Genomic DNA, 21448 nt, shown 5'->3' with positions numbered 1-21448 from the left:
TTATTAAATTCACATTTGAAATAGTTTTTCCCTAATTAAATTAAAGAAAGCAGCCTAAGGCTGCTTTCTCAAACTAGTTGATCAATCTTTTTCCCACTGTATAGTGCACTTGCAATACGTACCAACTTCAAATTCATGTTATTTTGTTGATAAGTCATAAAACTTAATAGTTGTGCCATCTGCTCCTTAGACATAACCGTATTCTTCTGAACTGAAGTCTCAACTGCTTTACTCATATGTGGTGTATATGTTATATTTCCTACTCCGGCTATTCTCAAATTATCACCTCCCTATATTACTTATCGGAAAAACTCACTCTTGGTTATAGATCCCCGCAAAAATAATACCAAGCCCTATGGAAAAAGATAAAATAGAGCTTCCGCCATAACTTACAAATGGTAGTGGAATGCCCGTAACGGGAAAAATATGGCTTACCACCCCCATATTAATAACCACCTGAAACAACATCAAAACAGCATATCCCCATATAAAGTATCTGACAACATCGTCTTTCACTTCATCGGCTATCTTTATCAAGTTACTTACAATAAACAAATAACTGATTACTATTAATAAAATTCCAAAATATCCAAAATTTTCCCCTATTGTTGCTATAATAAAATCTGATTCAGATTGTGGAACAAAAAAATAATACTTTCCCAGCGCAAGCCCTGTACCAAAAAATCCTCCATTTCCAATTGCATCGTATGCTTTTTTCACTTGCCATTGCATTTCATTTGACAAAAAAGCCTTCAGCCTATCCAATTGATAATCGTGTATAAATCCTATTTCTTTTAAAACAAACGCAATTAACACTAAAACTAAAATTAGAAAAATTACTTGAACTAATCTTGCACCTGAAAAATAAAGCAAAGTAATTGCAACCAACAAAATTAAAAGAGTGGTACTCAAGTCTGGCTCTATAAAAATTAAAAACAACAATGGGCTTATCAATAACAAAGGTTTTAACAGCCCAAACCAAATGTGCTTTATCTTTTCTTTGTTATCTTTTATATACATCGCCAAAAAATAGATCACAAATATCTTGGCAAGTTCTGAAGGCTGAAATGTCACAGAAAAACCTGGAATTTTTATCCATCTGTTTGCTCCATTTACTTTGTATGAAAATGGTCCAAAAAGAGGTAACAAAAGAAATCCAACAACTATTAAATAAAAAATCCACATTAATGCTTTATTTTCAAAAAAATCTTTCTTCAAATAAAATGTCAAAAATGTAGAAACTAGTATACCAAATAATATATAAAACACATATTTTTTAAAGAAAAAATTCATTCCAAAATCATAAAAATCCCTTGCAAAATCTATTGTATACAAAGCTACTGAAGCGACTATAAACAACGCAAAAAGCGCCGTTATTAAGATTAAAATACTATATCTCATAAAATTCCTCCCAAAGCATTAACAGCTCGGACAGGAACATAGACGAAAAATCCATACCTTTTTCACTCAATCTCACACCGTCAAAAAAAGAAAATTTCCTTTTTAGAGTATTTAAAATTGCTTCCATATTTAAATCCAAATGTACCAACTTCCTATCAATTCCCCATTTTGTCCTAAGCATCATAAATATAGTTTCCAGTACTTCTCTGATATTATTATTCTCGGAATTGTATCCATATGGATATTCTCCTAAACGCAATTTTGAAAAATAACTTTTAAAGTCAGAAACATTGTTATACCTAAATTTTTTTAAATGACCACCTGCAGCCAATCCTAAACCTATGTAATCACCATTAGCCCAATAAACTAAATTGTGTTTTCCATACTTTTCATTTAACGCAAAGTTTGATATCTCGTATCTTTCATATCCTTCTTTTTTAAAAAAATCCAACAAGGCATCGTATCTTTCAAAAGACTCTTCAGATATTCTCTTTATAATCTTTGAAATAAAAGTTCCTTCGTGAATTTCTAACAAGTACAAAGATAAATGAACGGGATACTCAAGTCTTACAAATTCCACTATTTTTTCAACGCTTCTCCAATTCTCCCCTGGTAAACCCACTATAAAATCTACGCTTACATTGTCAAAAATTTCGCTGGCAATTTTATACGCCTTATATGCCTGATAACTATCGTGAGATCTTCCTGCCTTTTTTAATACCTCATCGTCAAAAGACTGGATTCCCAAACTAATCCTATTCACACCTAAAGATTTGTAAAAAAGCGCCTTTTGCCTATCAAAAGAATCAGGATTAACTTCTATAGTAAATTCTTCTAAAAATAAATATCTATCTATGTGGAACAAAATCTTCTCAATATAATGCTCATTTATATAACTCGGGGTTCCCCCACCAATATATAGAGTCTTTATCCCCTTCTTCAAAAAACTTTCATACAAACTTATTTCTTTTATCAACGCTTCTATATAATTTTCCACACTACCTTCTGTATAACTAACAAAATCACAATAATAACATTTCTTTTTACAAAAAGGTATGTGAATATAAAGTGATACTTTATCTAAATCACCAATTAAATCTGATAGAGATTTTTCCATCCCAAACAACAAATTCTCCTTTCAAAGGTTGTATTACGTAAAATCCTGTAAAATAGTTAAAATTAAATATATCATTTGTAGGAGAATAAACGTACGCATATCCAAATCCCCTTATCTTACCAAGATCAAAAAATTTTCTAATTCCTACATCCAAATAAATCTCTTTAAAATTACTACCAAGTCCCCCTAATATTCCTTGTTCTAAAGAATTATCCAAAGGATATAAATAACCCAAAAAATATCTTCCAGCTAAATTTAAAAAATAACCGGAATAATCCTTGTATTTGAAAAAATACCTATTCATAGAATAGCCAAAATCAAATCCCTTTTTTAAAAACAAACTCCTCGTGTTTAAAGAAATAGGACCTATTGCGTAAAAAGACTTTGAAAGAGAAGAATAAAATGCGTAATCTTTTGAAACAAAAAATTCCAAATTTTGAAAACTATTGGGAATTTGCAAAACTTCATTCTCAACATAAAGGTAAATTCCAAAATTACTCCCCACAAAAAAAGCACCTGAAAATGCCTCTTTACTTTTTGGAATTTTGACCTTCAAAAACCCTACATCCTTTACCGTATAATATCTTGTTTCAGTAGAATAGGAAAATCCCACTCCAAAACTATCGCCCAGCTGCATAAAAAAAGGCGGAGAGTTTAATATAATTGAATTATCAAAAATCAAAAATTCTCCTGAAAATATGGCTATTGAAAACACTAAAAAAAGCAACACAAATTTTTTCATTTTATCAATCTCCCAACAGTTTCTTTGCTATTTCATTTACCTTCCTTGCATCTGCTTTTCCTTTTGTTTGTTTCATTACCTGCCCCACAAAAAATCCCATCAATCCTTTTTTACCATTCTTGTATGCCTCTACTTTATCTTTGTTTTCATCCATAATTTTTCTCAACATCTCTTCAATTAACGTTTCATCACCTATTACCTCTATTCCCTTTTCTTCCACTATTTTACTTGGACTTTTCCCCGTTTCAAAAACTTCTTTAAAGATTTCTTTTGCAATATTTCTCGTAATCTTTCCATCAACAATCAACTCAAACAACTCTTTAAAATGATGAGGTTTTATTTTCAAAGTATCAAAATCATCTTCAGATGATGTGTATTTTAGAAGCTCTGTTAAAAACCAATTTGATGTCTCTTTTGGATTCTTTGTTTCAATTACACATCTTTCGAAGAAATCCGCAAGTTTAACGGAAGAAGTTAAAATTTTTGCTTCATAATCTGATAACGTATATTCTTTCTTAAATCTATTTAATTTTTCATCTGGAAGCTCAGGCATCTTTTCCACAATTTTCTTGATTTCTTCCCTTGAAATTACAACAGGAGGTATATCTGGTTCTGGAAAATATCTGTAATCATTTGCTTCTTCTTTGCTCCTCATAGAAATAGTTGTTTTTGTTGATAAATCCCAACCTCGTGTTTCCTTTAAAACATTTTCTCCCCTCTCAAGATGCGACTTTATCCTTTCAAATTCGTATTCTAATGCCTTTTCCACAAATTTAAAAGAATTCATATTTTTTACTTCTACTTTATTGCTCTGGACATTGTTTTCCAAGTCAACTACGGAAATATTGGCATCACATCTCAGCGCACCTTTTTCCATATCACCTGTACTTACACCTAAATATCTTAATATCTGCCTCAATTTTTCTAAAAATTTCTTTGCTTCTTCTGGTGATTCTATATCAGGTTCAGTTACTATTTCTGCAAGAGGTACACCACACCTATTCATATCAACAAAAGAACTTTCAGCCTGGGTAACAGTCTCAGAAGAGTGAATTAATTTTCCCGCATCTTCTTCCAAATGAATTCTGTTTATTCTTATCTTTTTACCATCTAATTCCAAAAAACCTTCAGTGGCAAGTGGATAAAAATATTGTGTTATTTGATATCCCTTTGGAAGATCCGGATAAAAATAATTTTTTCTGTCAAATTTTGTATATTCATGTATCTTACAATTCAACGCAGCAGCTAATAATATACCAAATTCATACATCTGCTTAGATGGCACAGGCAATGCTCCTGGTTGCCCTGTACACACTGGACAAATTGCAGTATTTGGTTCTAATTCAAATACATCCGCACTACAAGAACAAAACGCCTTTGTCTTGGTATTCAACTGGACGTGTATCTCAAGACCAATTACTGGTTTAAACCTCATTTTTTCGCCTCCCATGGGAAAACAACTGGAACATCTCTTTCAATAAAGTTTGCAAATCCCAATACTTTTGGATCATCAAACCTTTTACCCATTATTTGCATTCCCACCGGCAAATTGCCTGAAAAACCAAATGGAATACTTATGGCAGGTAATCCTGCAAGATTAGCTGGAATGGTAAAGATATCCATCATATAATAGACCAAAGGATCCCTTACTTCTCCTATTTTAAAAGCGGTAATTGGAGAAGTAGGTGTTATTATAAAATCATACTTTTCCAAAAAACTGTTTAATATATTTGAAATCAACCTTCTGACCTTTTGCGCTTTTTCAAAATACGCATCATAATACGCAGCGCTTAAAGTAAAAGTTCCCAACATTATCCTCCTTATAACCTCTGCTCCAAGTTGCTTCCTACTTTTTAAATAAGTTTCAAGCAGACCTTTTTCCTCCGCTCTAGTTCCAAACCTAATCCCATCAAACCTGGATAAATTAGAACTTACCTCAGCAGGTGCTATTATGTAATACGTTGCTACAGAGTATTTCAACTCGGGAAAAGAAATCTTTTCAACCTTTACACCTTTCTTTTCCAAAAATTTTATAAATTCTTCAAATTGTTTTTTTACTCCTTCTTCAACACCTTCACCAAAGACTTCCTCTGGATATGCTACAACAGCTTTTGAAAAATCCTTTTCTAATAATACTTCAAAATCAATTTTTTTATCAACCGTTGTTGCATCTCTTTCGTCTTTTCCGTAAATTACATTCATCAAATAAGCGGCATCTTTTGTGGTTTTAGTTATAGGACCAATCTGATCTAAAGAAGACGCAAACGCCACAAGTCCATATCTTGAAACCAAACCATATGTAGGCTTAAAACCTATAACACCACAAAATGCGGCAGGCTGCCGTATCGAGCCACCTGTATCACTTCCAAGAGCAGCAACCACCTCTCCACTAGCGACAGCTGCCGCAGATCCCCCACTACTCCCCCCTGCAACTCTCTCTTTATCCCAAGGATTTTTTGTAACAAAAAACGAAGAATACTCCGTTCCCGTCCCCATGGCAAATTCATCTAAATTTGTCTTACCAACTATTGCAAAATTATTCTTTTTTAACTTTTCTACAACTGTTGCATCAAATGGCGGAATAAAATCTCTTAAAATCTTAGAGGCACAAGTGGTCCTTATACTCTTTGTTACAATATTGTCTTTAACAGCAATGGGAATCTTACCACTTGACTGTTCTACAACTGTAATAAATGCGTTAATATCTCCATCTTCTTTTCTTATAACCTTTAAAGATTCTCCTACATAATCTTCTTCTCCTTTAAGTACATCCTCTATAGTTAGTTTCTTGAATTTGTTCAACGGGATCACCTCATCACTTTAATTTAATTCAACTATATATTATATCACATAAAAAAATCCAGGTAACAGTGATTACCTGGATTTCAATTAATCTTTTTTCACTTTAAAACGGATTTTGCAAATATTTTTCCATCTTTTGCGTAAACTTGTATCTTCAAATAGGCCTCTGTGTCTACACCTATGAAATTAAATATAGTAGGACTTAAATTTAATAACACTCCAAAGAAATAATCATCACTGTAATTTTGTTCAATAAATGTTCTATCACCTGGTGTATATTGATCAGGGCTTATCCCATATAATGTCATCTTGTCACTTTCCAAATTCACATACACAACAGGTGTACCCTCTTTGGTAACTTCAACCCCATATTTTTTACCATTTATTATCTCAAATTTGCTTATTCCTTCTAAATCATCCCAATTCAATCCACTATAATATACCACACCATAGAAAGGTACAGTTGATTGCTGCATACCAGAAAGAGCGTTTAATATAAAATCGGATATGTTAGCAGATATGTAAGCCGTACCACTAAAATCTTCCAAAAATTTGTTTAAATCAACATTTATCTCTTCTGTAACGTCTGTTAAAAGCTTCAACAAAGATTTTGGAATCTTTCTGTTCAAAAATATAAACAAATCTCCTCCTATTTTATTATCACTTAAAATATCCTTTCCTTGTTGTTTTTCCAAATCTAAAATAAAATCTTTAGTTTCTTGGTCTTTGGGAACAATTTCATTGTAAAGTCTAAATGTATTTCCCTCTAGTCTTGCATAACCATACCCTTCTACTTTTAAATCCTCATTAGTATTTACATAACTTACTGCCAAATAGCCTTTTTCTATATTTTCTTTAACCTTGTTAGGTAGCTTTCCGCCAAACGGTAAATTTGAAAATACAAAATAACCATCCTTAACCAAGACCTCAGACGGAAATTGCATTCCTGAGAACGCTTCAAAAATTTCCTTTATTTTTTGTGGGTCTTTAGAAGGTCCAATAGCTATAACTGCCTTTCCATCAACAGTTGAGGCAACTAACAATTCCTTAAATAAATCCAAATCATCTAAGGTGTAATTTTGCATCATTAGCTGCTGCTCCAAAATACCCAAAACCATCTGTTCAAGACCTATTTGATTTATAAATACATCTCCAGTATTTGTCTTTTTTAAAGCATTGTAAAATTGTGTTAAATCTGGTACATAAAACAACGAATCAAATTTTTCAGGTAAAAATTGGAAAATATTCGAAAAAGCTAAAAATACAAACAATACCACAACTAAAACCAAAATTTTTTTCATTCTATCACCTCCAACAATCTATTAAACCCTATATTGCTAATATAATTCCCTTTATTTCTTCCCCCGCCTCCTGTACCACCATATATTTCTTTTAATTTCATTATAATTTCACCGACGTTGTACTTTCCAGTTGATGTAAAACTATAACTTTTACCATCAAATAGAATTAAAAGAGCATCTTTCTTGTCAAAAAATTTTGGAATATATCTTAATATTTCCTTTTCACCTTCTAAATAGTACACATCACCAACACTTTTAATTTCTCTTATCTTATACTTTGCCAATTCTTGAGAAAGTCTTTCAACTTTAGATGCATACATTTTTAAATCTTCCAACGTTTTTGAAACTTTTTCCTCAAGCTCAAATACAGAACTAGTTAAACTCTTTGAAATCCCGCCTAAAATCTTATTATACTTTTGAAAATAACTTAAAGCTAAACTAGAAGCAACAAAATAAACCCTTGTGAGGTTTCCCTTAACCTTTTCTTTTCTCAATATCTTTATTATTCCAATCTCTCCTGTATTCTTCACATGAAAACCGCCACATGGTGAATAATCAAAATCTTCAATCTTTATTATCCTTATATCACCTTTCACTTTATCACTAACAGCCCTTCTAAGATTAAATTTATCAAGTTCAAATCTTTTAACCCAAATTTCCTCTACATTATAACATTTTCTCACGATTTCATTTGACAGTATTTCGGCCTCTTGTAATACATTATCTTCAATAAAGGGTACATCTAAATCTATAGTGGTATACTCAAATCCCATTCTAAATCCCACCGTATTTATATCTGCAATTTCATGGAGTGAAGCAGATAAAATATGTTGTGCTGTATGGTGTGCCCTTACAAATCCCCTATGTTTTTCATCTATAAAAACCTCCAAGATTCCTTGTTTTATCTCTTTATCTATTCTATGATATATCTTCCTATCTTTTTCAAACACACCTAAAACCTTGGCATCACCTATGTACCCTCTATCCCCAAGTTGTCCTCCCTTAAAATCCACATAAAACGGACTATTTGAAGAAACAGCGTATATTTTTTCTCCATCCTTTACAATACTTTCAACAACAATTTCCAATTAAATCCTCTCCTTTAAAATGTTTTTCCCATTAAAAAGAAGAAATTCCACTTATCGTTATAATACGCTTCACCTACTCTTATTAACCCCAACATTGGAACATTTAAACCAAGTTCTACTCCTATAGACCAATCTATCCTATCAAATGTGTAAGTATCACCCACATACGCCACATCACCAAATAACGAAAAGTAAAATGGATAATTACTCTTTTTATCTACATATCTTAAATCATTGTTTAAGAGAAATGCCATATTCCCTTCAAGTGTTGCTCCTCTAAGACTGTTTAATCCAGACAAATAATTGTATATTTTGTTGCCTTCTTCCTGTAAAAGTTGAGAAGCATATAAACGAGAGGCTATCGAAAACTTTCCAAATGGTATATGAATAGATGCTTCCTCTTGAAATTTATACGCAACAGGTGCATTTCCCATAACCTTAAAGTATTTTTGCCCTGTAAAGTTTAGATAAATTCCTTCCGTTGGAATTATTAAATCATCGAGTGTTTCAAATATATATCCACCTAATACGTTTCCTCCCAAATATTCTTCACTAACTTGAGTAGAAACAGTAGTCTTGTAATCTACACCAGCCCCAAAGATATATGAATTGTTGTTTATCTTCAAAGTACTGAGAGATATACTAAATCCCACGTTATTAGTTATAGTTGCATCATCAGTTGAATAAGAATAATTTAATTTCGTACCAAAAATTAACGGTCTTCCAAATGGCTTTCTTATTGAATACTCAAGCCCCACTACTTTATTTTCCAATCCCAAAGAAAGATTCAAACCAATATTTTGTCCAAATCCAAACGGATTAATAGTCTTTAATTGAACTTGCGCTGCAAATCCTTCATACCACGGTTTTCCATCACCAGGAGGTCCCCATGCCCCTCCTCCTATAAAGTTAAATCTTTTTGTTTTCTCTTCTAATTTCAACTTTACATCTAAAACATCAGTTGAAACAGGTGTAATATCAAAATCTATATTATCAAAAAATTGTGTTTTATAAATCTCAACATATGTTTTTCTAAGTTCATCTTTATTTGCAAAATCTCCAGGTACAATGGAAATTAAATCATCAAAAGTGTATTTCTTTGTTCTTGTTAGACCTTCAATCTTCACATCTCCAAATTTGTATTCAGTTACACTAACAATAAATTTGTTATCCTTTATTTTTGGTTGAACATTTACTATGTATTCATTTTTCTCATACCAATCTTTTACTTCTTGTAAAATATCTAACAAATCATTATTCGTCAGTGTGCCAGACGCAGTTATTTCTGGAAAATCATATAAGGTATTTCCTTCTACTTCCACACTCTCAAAAAATAACGAATTTTTTATAAGTCTATTCTGCACAACGATAATTTTCAACTTTTTTGATGGTTTTTCACTTTCCACATTTAAAATTTGTATTTTTGAGTATGGTGAAAAATACACATACTTTCCAAACTCTTGAAATATTCTTTGCAAATCAGACATCTTTGGATAATAAGATTTTTCATCGTCAAATAAACGTAAAAACCAATTTTTTGATAAATAACTTTTATATTCTTTTAATTTTGAATTTTCCTTTATTTTGGTCAAAATATCTTCTATATTTTCCGTTTCACCGGAAAATTCCACTTCATATAATGCATATTCAGTTACTTTAAAAGTCACACTTGTTGCGTTAACACTTCCAGAAACATAAATAAAAGCCTGCTCTTTATTTTTTGAAAAAACATTCGAAACAACATAACCTTCATCTTCGTACTTTTTTGAGATATTTAAAATACTTTCCCTAAATTTTACAAAACTAAATGGCTTATCTTCCTTTAAAGTAATAGACGCAGCCAAAGTTTCTTTAGAAATTAATCCAACTCCTTCTACCGATAAATCTATTTTTTCCACCTTTTTATTTTCTACCACATCTATGACTAATTCTAAACCTTTTCCTTCAATTTTCGACCATTCAACACTTGAAAAATAACCCGTGGATTTTAAGGATTTTACAATATCTAAAATTGCATAATCGTTAATATCTTTTCCCAAATATTGAGAATATGCAAACTCCAAATCTTTCTCATTGAGTAGGTTCAACCCATTAATAGTTACCTTCTCAAGTACAGTTGCAAATGAAAATAAAAAGATTCCCAAAAAGAAAAGGACAAAAAACTTTCGCATGCTTATTCCTCCTTGTATTCTAATTCTTTGATCATTTCCTTTAAAATATTTATTTTAATTGGAGAATCTAGTTCTCCTAAGTACTTTTTTACAACTTCTGAACTTATTTCATAACACTCTTCATTTCTGCATCTTTTGATTCGGAAATTTACATTTTTGTTCATTAAAAGTGATAAAAATACGGAAATTAAATCTCCTACAGGTTGACAGTCTATATGTTTCTTCATAAAAGTAGCCCTTACTTTTGTACCTACACCTATTTTTGTCTGTACATCTAAAGTTCCCCCTGTCATTTCAACCGCTTGTTTTAAAAATGGAAGTCCCAGACCAAACCTTCTTATTTTTTTATCCCTCGATGTGTAAAAAGGATCAAAAACTCTATCTAAATCTTTAATACCAGGTCCATCGTCTCTTACCTCAAAGGTAAATTCCCTATCCGTTTCAAATATTTCTAACACTATATTTTTTGAACCTGCTTTCACAGAATTTTCGGCTATATCCAAAACATGATCCGCTATAGTCAAAAGTCCCATATCGTTTTCACCTTGCCTTCAACAATAGAAAGTAATACAGATTTTACCGTTTTTATTTCACAATCTATTATACTATATCTTTCACCAATCTGCTCTAAAAAATGGGCATCAGAAGAAGATATGGCTACAAACCCATTCTTACGTGCTATATCCAGTTCTTCTTTATTTGTAACTTCACAAATATTCACCGATAAACGTGGAAATACACCCAATTGGTGCAGAATTCCAAATTTTCTTCCTATATGCGCATATACGGGTATTCCTTCAAACTTTAAAATAAGGGAAACTACTTTTTCTAAAGACAAATCGGTAGGAAAACCCAATGGTGTTTCTTCAACGCCTGTAAACTCATCCTTTTCATTTACATATAACTGATATCCAAAGCGTTCCGGATCATAATTAACTTTTGGCAGATGTTTTTTTACTATCAAAGAAAAGGTTTCTAAAGAAGAAATGTCAAAAAAATAACCTAAAATGTGTACATCCTCTATCGTCTGGACCTCAATTCCAGGTACAACTAACTTACCACATCTTTGAAAAACACTTCTAAAACTTTTCACATTTCCCCCAATGTTATGATCACAAATAGCCACAACATCTGGTGCCCTTTTTAATACCTCACCTGGAACCATTGTAATATCCGCACAGGGAGATAAACACGTATGAATGTGTAAATCACACTTCATCTTATCCCCAATGCATATACCTTTCCCGAAACAACAAATGCATTATCAGACACCTTTAAAAGACATACATTTTCTTCTTTTGCTTTTTCTATGACTTCATCTGAAAAGTCTAAATTCTCACAAAGCACTATTGCTTTGATTCCAGTCATAGCCGCTACAGCAATTATATTCAAATGATTTTGAACGGTAATCCATATAGAACTACTCTCTGCATTTTTCATGACCATGCTCAGTAAGTCCCCTGTATATGCGTGAAGGATTTCACAATCATCTCTCAAAAAAACCTCTCTAGCACCTATTTTCTCAATTATTTCGGAAAGTCTCATAAAAAGCCCCCTTTAAGCAGTTTGATCAAACAAAATCCCTAACAAATACTTTGGAACAGACATCCCAAATGCCAAAGCATTTTTGGCAATTTCCAATAACAAAATTTGTCTTTTTAATTCCTCTCTTTTTACAGGGTCTTGCTCAAGTTTCAATTTCATCTCAATTTGCCTTATTTTATCACTTATGTGTTTTGTATCAACTGGTGTACTTTTCTCTTCACTTTTACGACCTGGAATGTACATCCAAACCTTTGTCTTTCCCGCAACTGCAGCTAAAAAAGAACCACGTTTTCTAATGTCAAGATAAATTCCTCCAGAAATTATGTACCCGCCTTCTTTTTCGGCTTTTCTCTTAAAAGCAAAATAATTACTCAGCTCCTGATTTAAAACCCTTAATACACTTCTACTTGCAGGCGCACCATGTGAAAGTCCTGGTTCTCCTAAGTCAAGTTTGTAACCCAACATAGGGTTTGAGATCGCCGAAACTTTCATTTTTTCACCTGCTTAAAAATTTAAGCGCTTTTTTTATTACATCATCTAAAGTATCATCCTTTTCTAAAACTCTATTAACAGCCTTTTTAGATTGAATTCTACTAAATCCCAAGGTAACCAACGCTTCTATCGCCTCAATCACCTTTTTATCTTTTTTACTCATTGTTAAATCAAATTCCTTCATTGAATCCTTCAATTCCAAAATAATTCTTTCTGCAGTCTTTGGCCCTATCCCTGGAAGCATGGACAATGCTTTTACATCTTCATTGACAATTGCACTTACAATGTATGATACATCATTAGAAGTTATTATCTTTAACGCCGTCTTAGGTCCAAGCTTATTAACTAACAATAGCTTTTCAAACAATTTCAATTTCAAAACATCTAAAAATCCATATAAATTTATTCCATCATCATTTACTATCATCTTGGTAAAAACTTTAATTTTTTGACTTAAATATTCTTCAAAGACTCCAGGATCCCCTACAATAACTTCGTAGACTAAATCGTTTACATTTAAATAAATCTTTCCGTTTTCTATCTTTTCTAAAACCCCGAATATTGCATGTATCACAATTTCACCTCAAATAATTCTGCCGCATTTTTCACAAGAGTTTCTGAAACATCTTCCCCCAAAACCCTGTTAATTTCCTCCACAACAAATCTTACATACCCCGGTTCATTTCTCTTTCCCCTAAACGGCTGTGGTGGAAGGTATGGACAATCAGTTTCTGAAACAATATTTTCTTCTCCCACAAATCTGATCACATCTCTTAAATTTTCGTTCTTTTTATACGTTACAGGTCCCCCTATTCCCAAAAAAAATCCCAATTTTACAAACTTCAACGCATATTCCTTATCACCACTAAATGCATGTATTACCCCATTAAAATGTCCTATCATTTCAATTATATTATACGCATCCTTATATGCATCCCTAATATGCACAACAACTGGTAAATTTAACTCCTTTGCCAAAATAAGTTGCTCAGTAAAAACTTTTTGTTGAATCTCAAAAGGTGAAATATTTCTATAATAATCCAATCCTATTTCTCCGATGGCTACTACCTTTTCGTCTTTTGCTAACTTTTCCAAAACCCCAAGATAATCTTTACTCACATCTTTACTATCATGTGGATGAACACCTACTGTAGCGTAAATTTTTTCATAGTTTTTTGCAAGAGATAAAGATAAATAGCTATCTTCAATATTAGTGGCAACATTAACCAAAAACGGAAAATCATTTAACTTTTCTATTATTTCTTTTCTATCTTTATCAAAGTGTTTCATATGTAAATGCGCATGCGTATCTACAAATCTCATATATTATCACCTCAAAAATATTATACCACTTTCAAAAGAAAAAAGTCCCGGAAAACCGGGACTTTTATTTAGATTCTTTCTCCTTTAATTTTTTTACTATAAATGAAGCAACATGTATTCCTTTTGTTCCCCGACCAAATCCTGCATCCATACCATTTTCAATTGCCAAATCATTGTTAATTTGTGTCCCACCTGCAATAATTATAACCTTATTCCTTATACCTTTTTCAATAGCTAATTCGTGGATTTTCTTCATATTTTGTACGTGCACATCATTGTGGGTTATAATCATAGATGCAAGTATTGCCTTTGCTCCAGTCTCAATAGCTGCATCTATGAGCTTTTCGGGTGGAACACTTGTCCCAAGATACGTATATTTTATACCATACTTTTCAATTCCTCCATGTTTAATATCCAATATTTCCCTTAATCCAACAGAATGCTCATCATTCCCCACTGTACCGGCAACTACGTGTATAGGATTGTTCTTTACATATTCGAATATCTCTTCTTCAGGCAAAGTTTCAGGTTTTTTTGGAAGTTCCAATTTATCAATTTCAATTTCAAATGGCACCTTTGCTTTCACTTCAATATATGTTCCTTCAGATGGATGTAATATTGTCTTATGAATAATCGTTGGTTCCTCAAGCCCTAATTTTTCACACAACGCTATAGCAGCAGCTTCTGCAAGTTCTTTAGGTAGTGCAAATGTCATATCCATTTGGATCCAACCATCTGAAAACCACTCAACCTCAGGTTTAATAACCTTTCTTTTCCTCATATCCCTTATCTTCTCAAGTCTAACATTAACATTATCACTTTCATCTAATTCGTCTATAAATTGTATTTTATCTGGATTATGTAAAGTACATCCACCAATTAAATCACATGGCTTTTCTATATCTTTTGGTAAATTGTTGTAACCAAAATGCTCGCAAACTGGCGCCATGTAATCTGCTTCTCTTGGTACTACTGTACCTGCAGCTATCTCGCCATCTTTCTTCCTTGCAATTCCATCTCCTATTCTCTCTGGATAATATCCATTATCAACAAACATCCCTGCTTCTAACGCTTCGAAATATCCTCCCATATCCAATATTTCTTCAAGCATTAAAATTGCACGCATTTTAAGTTCTCTGACCCTTTCCCTAATTTTCTTTTCGTCTATTTTCACATACTGCTTCATTCCATCTAATGCTACTAAGGTGTGCTTTGCCGTTTCTACTCCACGTATTGAGTTTACATGCCACGGCACATTTCTACCTTCATCTGGAGTAATAGTTGATTGTAGATCAGCAGAGGTTAGTCTTGAAATCAATGTATTAAGCACATGTATCCTTGTCGCATCAAATAAATCGGATTCTATATATCTTGTATTCATTTGAGCTCTAAATTTAAATCCATCAAATAATTCTCTTAAAGCCACTGCATAAGGAAGGTTATACCTAAACTCGGGCATTGGTGCTACAACAGGTGGTACTGTAGAAAGTGCAATATATTCTTTCTTCATTCCTGCTTTTAAAGAATACATACAATTAATTCCATGCTGTACTAAAAGTTCAGGCATAACTGTCCATGCAAGCTTTGCAGAGGCATTGGCATTGTGTGCACCGTCAATCTGTAACATGTTAACAGAAGCCATAATTTTCTTTGCAACGGCAGCATCTACAAATGAACGAATAGGGTTAATTCCCCTATACAAAACATTATATTGAGGATCCTGGTGCGCTCCATTTACCCCTTCTTCTGCAAACAAAACGGCAATTTCAGGTCCAGCAACCCCCGACACATAACTGTGAAAGTTTATAGGTCTTCCTACCTCTTCTTCTATCAAATCTAAGGCTTTTCTTGTAGCTCTAAGTTGTTTTCTTGTAATGGGAATACCACCTATACCTTCTGGTGTACCTTCAATAAGTCCATCGTAATGCGATTGTCCCAAAGTCCTTATAACCATAATATGGTCTGCTCCATGCCAAGCGGCCATTCTCATTCTTCTGATATCATCTTCAAACCTTCCAGAGGCAATTTCCGAAGTAATTACAACCTCAGGTTGTGGATCTATACTTCCAAAATAGTGTGCAGCGGGAAGAGGAATAGAATTTTTCAAGTCTTCGCTAACTTGGTAGTACTTGTAATCTCCTATTTTCGTACCTTCAGGAAGTCTTTTTCTCCACACCCACCCTTTTCTCTTTGGCCTATATTTATCCAAATCTTTCAATATTTCATCTATATCTATAGGTTTTTTTGGATCAAGCATCATTATTCACCCCTTTAAATATCCTATCCACATCTTCCCAATACTTCCCTTCTATAAGTGCCCTTCCTGCATCTAAAATATCCATATTTTTCTCTTTAGCTATTCTCCAAACAATGTGACCTGCGCCCTTTCCCAACAAATTTCTCTGAAAAACTAAATCTACAATTTTTGAAGCTTCCAAACTATTAAATCCCATTCTAAGAAGTACTGATCTTTCCACAGAAGGAGAAGTATGTGTTTCTGCAAGCTCTATTAGAGGATCAACAACTTTTTCAACAAGATGCCAAAAGTACTGATTAAGTTCTTCTTCGGTCATCTTTTGTAAATGTTTACTTCTTTCTTTAAAATCATCTTTTCTAGGCTTCAACTTATTCACCTCCAAGTAAATCTTTAACAATTTGCATTATTTTTTCTTCTGTAGTCTTTGTATCCTCAGCCATAAATTTGATTTCCTCATCACTAAACTTTCTTTTGTTATACCTTTTCATCACTTCTTTTACATAACTTTTTCTTACATTATCCATGTTAAGCTCGATATATCCTATCTGCGAAGGATGCTCTGGAATAACTATTCTTTTCCCAGGCAAGTCCTCATTAATTGGATCTCCTCTTTTTATTTCCATTCCCATCTTTTTTGCAAAAGTAAGCTGAGCAGATGGAAGTTTTCCAGCACCCGTATATTCCGTTTCATTAACCACAATTACTTTATCCTCATCCATTTCAAGTGCAAGTGCAAATGCCGCAGCAAGCGAAGTGTTACCAGCAGGTCCTCTTTGCATACCTTCAAGTTGCGCAAGCATTTCTGTTATATAAAAAACCTCTCCTTGGGAAACAAGTAAGTATTTATCCATATATCTTAAAGCACGTGCTGCATTTTTTGGTACATCTGATCTATCGGGGAAGGTAGCAAAAGGTAATCCAAAACCCGTATGACCCGTAGTAAAATACTTTTTATTAAAATCGTTATCACTTGCCATGTGAAGTCCTTTCAAATTAACACTCGCTGCAACCACTTGTGTTTCTACAGCTCCTGCTTTTTTCAATCCTCTTGCAGTTCCAGTTAAAATTCCTCCACCTGCATGGGTAATCACCACGGCATCCGGATATTTTCCTACAAGCTCTTTTGTTTGCTTGGCTATCTCATAGCCTAAGGTTTCAACTCCTGCTATTGCATATGGTGTGTACAAAGAAGCGTTAAAAAATCCCGTTTTTTCAAGTAAAACTAATGTATAATAAAAAAGTTCTGGACCTACTGTTAATTGGACTACTTCTGCTCCATATGCTTCACATGCCCTGGCTTTTTCTAAAATTTCTGGTTGTCCAATCCATTTACTGTCATAACATTCTTGTACAATTATACATTTTAAACCACGTTTTGCTGCTTGTGATGCAACTGCCGCTCCATAATTTCCACTAGTTGCGGCAATTACTCCTTTATATCCATGTTTTTGTGCATGATATACACTCACAGACGCCCTTCTATCCTTGTAACTTCCAGAAGGATTTGTAGCTTCATCTTTTATAAAAATCCGTGCACCTTTACCCTTTGGAGCAATCTTTTTTATAAGCCTATTAATTTGTTTTAACTCTACTAATGGTGTGTTCCCAACCCCTGTTTCTTGTTGAATCTCCCTGACTTTTTCTAAACTATATCCTACCTCCTGCATCATTTTTTCATAGTCAAAAACAATATCTGATATTATAAATTTTTCGTAATCTATACCTACCGCTCTTTTCATAATCTCATTTTTTCTAGACATAACTGCATTGTACGATAAATCAGACATTATTATCACCTTCTAAAATCTTTCTAAGTTCCAATCCTACTGTGATAAGTTCTGGAACAGGTTCTCCAAAATCATGTTCATATTTTGGATTAATTGCAACTAGTTCCCCCTTTACAAGTCTTCCCGTTAATGTCTTTATCTCAACTTCCTGTCCAATTTCTGCAGTTTCATTAATCAAAAACCCTTTTATCCTCATCATTAAGGGAACCTTTTGGGTATCTTCTGGCAGTGGTGCGGTTCTTTCCTCTGGTTTTAAAAGTATCTGTTGAATTTGAACCCAATCACCTTTTTTTGCATGCATAAAAATCACCTCATTTTGTTGAAAGGATAGACCTTGGTACAGGTAAATCCGCCATAGTCTTTAACCCAGGTGTTGCATCAATTACTATAGGAATCATATTCGTTGCTATTGCTATTGTAGCCTTACCACCTGGTATTTCCGGCTTTATAGCAAGTTTTATGTCTGGATCTCCGTATATTTCTATATAATCTCCTGTTTCCACCCCTTCAAGATGTGGATGTATCTGTTGAGGGTGTTGCATTTCAATAACTACCCTATCACCTATATAAGCCTTTGCAGAGTGATTACAACCTGCCACCATACCAGGTTCCACCTTTACAACAGGAGTTTCTCTATGAACATTTGAAATTATCGGCTTTCTCTCTTCTTCGATCTTTGTTATATTCCATCCCAACGCCCTTGCTATCATCATAATACTTTGTGGAAATCCAATGTGTCCAACTATTTTTCCCGTCTTTAATCCTTCTTCAAATTCCTCTGGCGTAGTTCCAACACCTTGTGTTTCCATAACTGTTTTTCCAAAAGGAGAAAGATCATTTATTCTTCTTGCAATAATTTTATCCACCCTATTACAAACACCTGTTAAGGAAAGTATCAAAGTATCAAGTACAAAACCGGGATTTACCCCTGTACCTAAGATGGAAACCCCATATCTTTTTGCAAGACTATCCATGTATAACGATTCCTCCGGGTGTGAATCAAATGGAAAAGCCATCTCCTCTGCTATTGTAATAACATTACAGTGGTTTTTCACTGCATATTCTATTTGCGGAAGTACATCTTTGACAAAAGAAGATGTGGCAATAACAACTAAATCAGGATTTGTCCTTTCTATAATCTCTTTCTCTTTTGAAATCTCAACACCTAACTTTTCCATATTTAAGACTTCTCCAACATCTTTTCCCGCATGGTTAAAATCTATTGCTCCTACCAAGTTCATAAAATCACTTTCAACTATGTTTTTTGCTACTCCACTTCCCATAGCACCTAATCCCCAACAAACTATTCTCATACTAGAACCTCCTTTTTTTAAGACTTTTCATTCTAATGTTATCATGTGTTTTATTTTTTTTCTATCTTGTATAAATTCAATTAATTTTACGTAAAAATAATAAAGCGTAAAAAATAACATTATACACATTTTTATATAGCAATGCTCAAAAAAATAGGTCCCCGTACGGGGACCTAATCAATTTTCTAAATCTCTGGGATAAATATCAAACTCATCGAGAATTTCATATACTTTTGAAAGTTTGTGATTTTCTTCCCTTCCAACCGCTTTTACAACAAAATGGATACTACCATCTTTTACACTACCTACAACATAATGTAAATAACCTGCTGCAGCGGCTTTGGAAAATGGTAAATAAGAGACATCACTGGAATATAATCCATATCCAAAAGGAGCTCCACCTCCGCCAGTTGTTACATACATTACACCATCCTTGAAAAAACGCTCATAATGGTGGATATGTCCGTTAAAAACCGCAGAAACTTTATACTTCACAAAAAGTTCATGCCATTTCTCTCTAAACTCTTGACCCCTTCCTTTTACATTTGAAAAGAAAGGATGGTGAAATAATACAATTACATAAGCTTTTTTCGTCTTTTTTAAATCTTTCTCTAACCATTGAGTTTGATAAAAACCCAAAGTAGTATTCTCTTGAACATCACTATCAAGCACAATATAGTGCACATCCCCCATGTCAAAAGAATACCACTGTTTAAGAAAATCTCCTCCTCCCATTTTTGGTGGCATAAAAGCCTGATAATAGTATACGGCATTATGCTCGTGATTTCCTATTACAGGCATAATAGGGGTTGTTGAAAAAAGAGAATGTCCCGTATTAAAAAACAATCCCCACTCGAATAATTGAGGACCACTTTCTACAAGATCTCCTGTATGAAGCACAAAAAGGGCATTTTCTTTCGACATCTCATTGCAAATAATCTCATGCCAATCTGTATTTGTCCTAGTATCGCCATAAACTAAAAATTTGTATTTTTTGTCTCCTGCCGTCTTAAAGGATATTTTCTCCTTTAAACGACCTACAACAACTTCACCTTCATAATTAGTTGATAAACTTAAATCATCTATCTTAACCATATGAAATGTATCATAAAGATTGTCTTCTATTTTTTTACCGTTTATAAACAATACCGCCGTGCTAGGTCTATTAACTTTGAATGTCACATACACATTATCCGTTGAAAGTCCAGTAAGATACGGTTGCCATAAAAATCTAATCTTTTTTGGCAAATTGAGTACTATCTTACCATTTGAAAAAATCTTTATTTTTAAATCCTCGTTTAACAATTTAAAATTATCTCCAACACCGGAAAAATAAATTTCCCCTTTAAAATTACTGGTTGAAACATCTACTGGTTTATCCCCCTTTAACAATACCACCGTTACATTTCCAACAGGTTTATTTTCCGTATCCAAAACCACATACTTATCTTGATATTCTAATAATCCAAATTTTTCCCTTAAACTATGTACATCCCAATCAACAACAATATCAAATTCAAATTTTGAATAATTACCTACAAACACTGGTTTTCTTGACATAAACATCAAAGCACCTATTCTGTACATAGATAACGCATTTGGAAAAATCACACCATATGCTACATGCCTACACTGAATAAAAGTATAATTTTTTTCCTTAAAAAAGATAGGATCCAAGTCACTTTCTTTGAAAAACATTCTTAACTCTTTTGCTTCTTCTGAAAAGACACTAACGTGTAATCCATTTTGAGTTAACACATACTCAACACGTACATCTTTTGTACCGTTTGTTCCATATGCCACTATCTTTTCATTACTTACCACTTCTATTTTTTTAAAAGATACTTTAGATTTATCGAGTGTAAAATACATGTTGTATATTGCATCAAACATTGTTTCCTTTAATGCCAAATTTTCAAGAAGCCCATCATTTCCAATAGATGCCACCACATTTTCATTCGATAATACAAATTTCTCATTTTCCACAAATGGCGTCATTCCCTTAAAATTAACAAATGAAAATACCATAGCGGAAAATATTAATAAAAAAGTAATAATCTTCGATCTCATTGCTTAAATACCTCCTTCACATATTATTAGTATATTATA

The 21448-nt window shown here is 33.1% G+C and carries 21 protein-coding genes; all 21 read right to left on the bottom strand.

From position 1 onward, the window contains the following. Positions 1 to 68 precede the first annotated feature (68 nt). A complete protein-coding gene (locus Y592_RS05340) occupies positions 69 to 278 on the bottom strand; it encodes a hypothetical protein (RefSeq protein WP_075665978.1) in 210 nt (69 codons plus the stop codon). 34 nt (positions 279 to 312) lie between these two features. Beyond that, a complete protein-coding gene (locus Y592_RS05335; protein WP_075665977.1) occupies positions 313 to 1401 on the bottom strand; it encodes an FtsW/RodA/SpoVE family cell cycle protein in 1089 nt (362 codons plus the stop codon). Next, positions 1391 to 2530 (bottom strand): radical SAM family heme chaperone HemW, encoded by a 1140-nt coding sequence (gene hemW, locus Y592_RS05330; RefSeq protein WP_232218161.1) that lies wholly within the window; start codon positions 2528 to 2530, stop codon positions 1391 to 1393. Before hemW ends, Y592_RS05335 begins: the two co-directional genes overlap by 11 nt. After that, the gene (locus Y592_RS05325; protein ID WP_075665976.1) at positions 2487 to 3260 is read right to left on the bottom strand and encodes a hypothetical protein; all 774 of its coding nucleotides are present in this window, start codon (positions 3258 to 3260) and stop codon (positions 2487 to 2489) included. The genes hemW and Y592_RS05325 overlap by 44 nt, the downstream gene beginning before the upstream one ends. Positions 3261 to 3264: 4 nt before the next feature. Further along, on the bottom strand, positions 3265 to 4695 hold the full coding sequence (gene gatB / locus Y592_RS05320; RefSeq protein WP_088368915.1) for an Asp-tRNA(Asn)/Glu-tRNA(Gln) amidotransferase subunit GatB: 1431 nt from the start codon (positions 4693 to 4695) through the stop codon (positions 3265 to 3267). After that, positions 4692 to 6062 carry an Asp-tRNA(Asn)/Glu-tRNA(Gln) amidotransferase subunit GatA gene (gatA, locus tag Y592_RS05315; protein ID WP_075665974.1) on the bottom strand — a complete coding sequence of 457 codons (1371 nt, stop codon included), beginning with the start codon at positions 6060 to 6062 and terminating at the stop codon, positions 4692 to 4694. Before gatA ends, gatB begins: the two co-directional genes overlap by 4 nt. A 98-nt stretch (positions 6063 to 6160) precedes the next feature. Then, positions 6161 to 7363 carry a hypothetical protein gene (locus Y592_RS05310; RefSeq protein ID WP_075665973.1) on the bottom strand — a complete coding sequence of 401 codons (1203 nt, stop codon included), beginning with the start codon at positions 7361 to 7363 and terminating at the stop codon, positions 6161 to 6163. Beyond that, entirely contained in the window at positions 7360 to 8451 is a 1092-nt protein-coding gene (locus Y592_RS05305) for an alanyl-tRNA editing protein (RefSeq protein ID WP_075665972.1), read from the bottom strand. The genes Y592_RS05310 and Y592_RS05305 overlap by 4 nt, the downstream gene beginning before the upstream one ends. Positions 8452 to 8465: 14 nt before the next feature. Next, the gene (locus tag Y592_RS05300) at positions 8466 to 10622 is read right to left on the bottom strand and encodes a BamA/OMP85 family outer membrane protein (RefSeq protein ID WP_075665971.1); all 2157 of its coding nucleotides are present in this window, start codon (positions 10620 to 10622) and stop codon (positions 8466 to 8468) included. 2 nt (positions 10623 to 10624) lie between these two features. Further along, positions 10625 to 11155 (bottom strand): ATP-binding protein, encoded by a 531-nt coding sequence (locus Y592_RS05295; RefSeq protein WP_075665970.1) that lies wholly within the window; start codon positions 11153 to 11155, stop codon positions 10625 to 10627. Next, positions 11143 to 11841 (bottom strand): PHP-associated domain-containing protein, encoded by a 699-nt coding sequence (locus Y592_RS05290; protein ID WP_088368914.1) that lies wholly within the window; start codon positions 11839 to 11841, stop codon positions 11143 to 11145. The genes Y592_RS05295 and Y592_RS05290 overlap by 13 nt, the downstream gene beginning before the upstream one ends. Further along, the gene (locus Y592_RS05285; protein ID WP_075665969.1) at positions 11838 to 12167 is read right to left on the bottom strand and encodes a DRTGG domain-containing protein; all 330 of its coding nucleotides are present in this window, start codon (positions 12165 to 12167) and stop codon (positions 11838 to 11840) included. The genes Y592_RS05290 and Y592_RS05285 overlap by 4 nt, the downstream gene beginning before the upstream one ends. A 12-nt stretch (positions 12168 to 12179) precedes the next feature. After that, positions 12180 to 12659 carry a hypothetical protein gene (locus Y592_RS05280; protein ID WP_075665968.1) on the bottom strand — a complete coding sequence of 160 codons (480 nt, stop codon included), beginning with the start codon at positions 12657 to 12659 and terminating at the stop codon, positions 12180 to 12182. 4 nt (positions 12660 to 12663) lie between these two features. Further along, a complete protein-coding gene (gene ruvA / locus Y592_RS05275; protein WP_075665967.1) occupies positions 12664 to 13233 on the bottom strand; it encodes a Holliday junction branch migration protein RuvA in 570 nt (189 codons plus the stop codon). Then, positions 13230 to 13982 carry a TatD family hydrolase gene (locus tag Y592_RS05270; RefSeq protein WP_075665966.1) on the bottom strand — a complete coding sequence of 251 codons (753 nt, stop codon included), beginning with the start codon at positions 13980 to 13982 and terminating at the stop codon, positions 13230 to 13232. The genes ruvA and Y592_RS05270 overlap by 4 nt, the downstream gene beginning before the upstream one ends. 64 nt (positions 13983 to 14046) lie before the next feature. After that, complete coding sequence (gene oraE, locus Y592_RS05265; protein WP_233120231.1) at positions 14047 to 16242, bottom strand: D-ornithine 4,5-aminomutase subunit OraE; 2196 nt, start codon at positions 16240 to 16242, stop codon at positions 14047 to 14049. Then, a complete protein-coding gene (locus tag Y592_RS05260; protein WP_231450338.1) occupies positions 16232 to 16615 on the bottom strand; it encodes an ornithine aminomutase subunit alpha in 384 nt (127 codons plus the stop codon). Before Y592_RS05260 ends, oraE begins: the two co-directional genes overlap by 11 nt. Further along, entirely contained in the window at positions 16608 to 18026 is a 1419-nt protein-coding gene (ortB, locus tag Y592_RS05255) for a 2-amino-4-oxopentanoate thiolase subunit OrtB (RefSeq protein WP_075665964.1), read from the bottom strand. The genes Y592_RS05260 and ortB overlap by 8 nt, the downstream gene beginning before the upstream one ends. Then, entirely contained in the window at positions 18019 to 18327 is a 309-nt protein-coding gene (gene ortA, locus Y592_RS05250) for a 2-amino-4-oxopentanoate thiolase subunit OrtA (protein ID WP_088368913.1), read from the bottom strand. Before ortA ends, ortB begins: the two co-directional genes overlap by 8 nt. A gap of 10 nt (positions 18328 to 18337) precedes the next feature. Then, positions 18338 to 19339, bottom strand: coding sequence for a 2,4-diaminopentanoate dehydrogenase (ord, locus tag Y592_RS05245; protein WP_075665962.1), 1002 nt, complete (start codon positions 19337 to 19339; stop codon positions 18338 to 18340). A gap of 177 nt (positions 19340 to 19516) precedes the next feature. Continuing rightward, entirely contained in the window at positions 19517 to 21409 is a 1893-nt protein-coding gene (locus Y592_RS05240; protein WP_075665961.1) for a metallophosphoesterase family protein, read from the bottom strand. Positions 21410 to 21448: the final 39 nt, after the last annotated feature.

This window comes from Thermosipho sp. 1070, assembly GCF_001682135.1.
GTDB classification, from domain to species: domain Bacteria; phylum Thermotogota; class Thermotogae; order Thermotogales; family Fervidobacteriaceae; genus Thermosipho; species Thermosipho affectus.
This window is presented reverse-complemented; position numbering and strand designations above follow the sequence as displayed.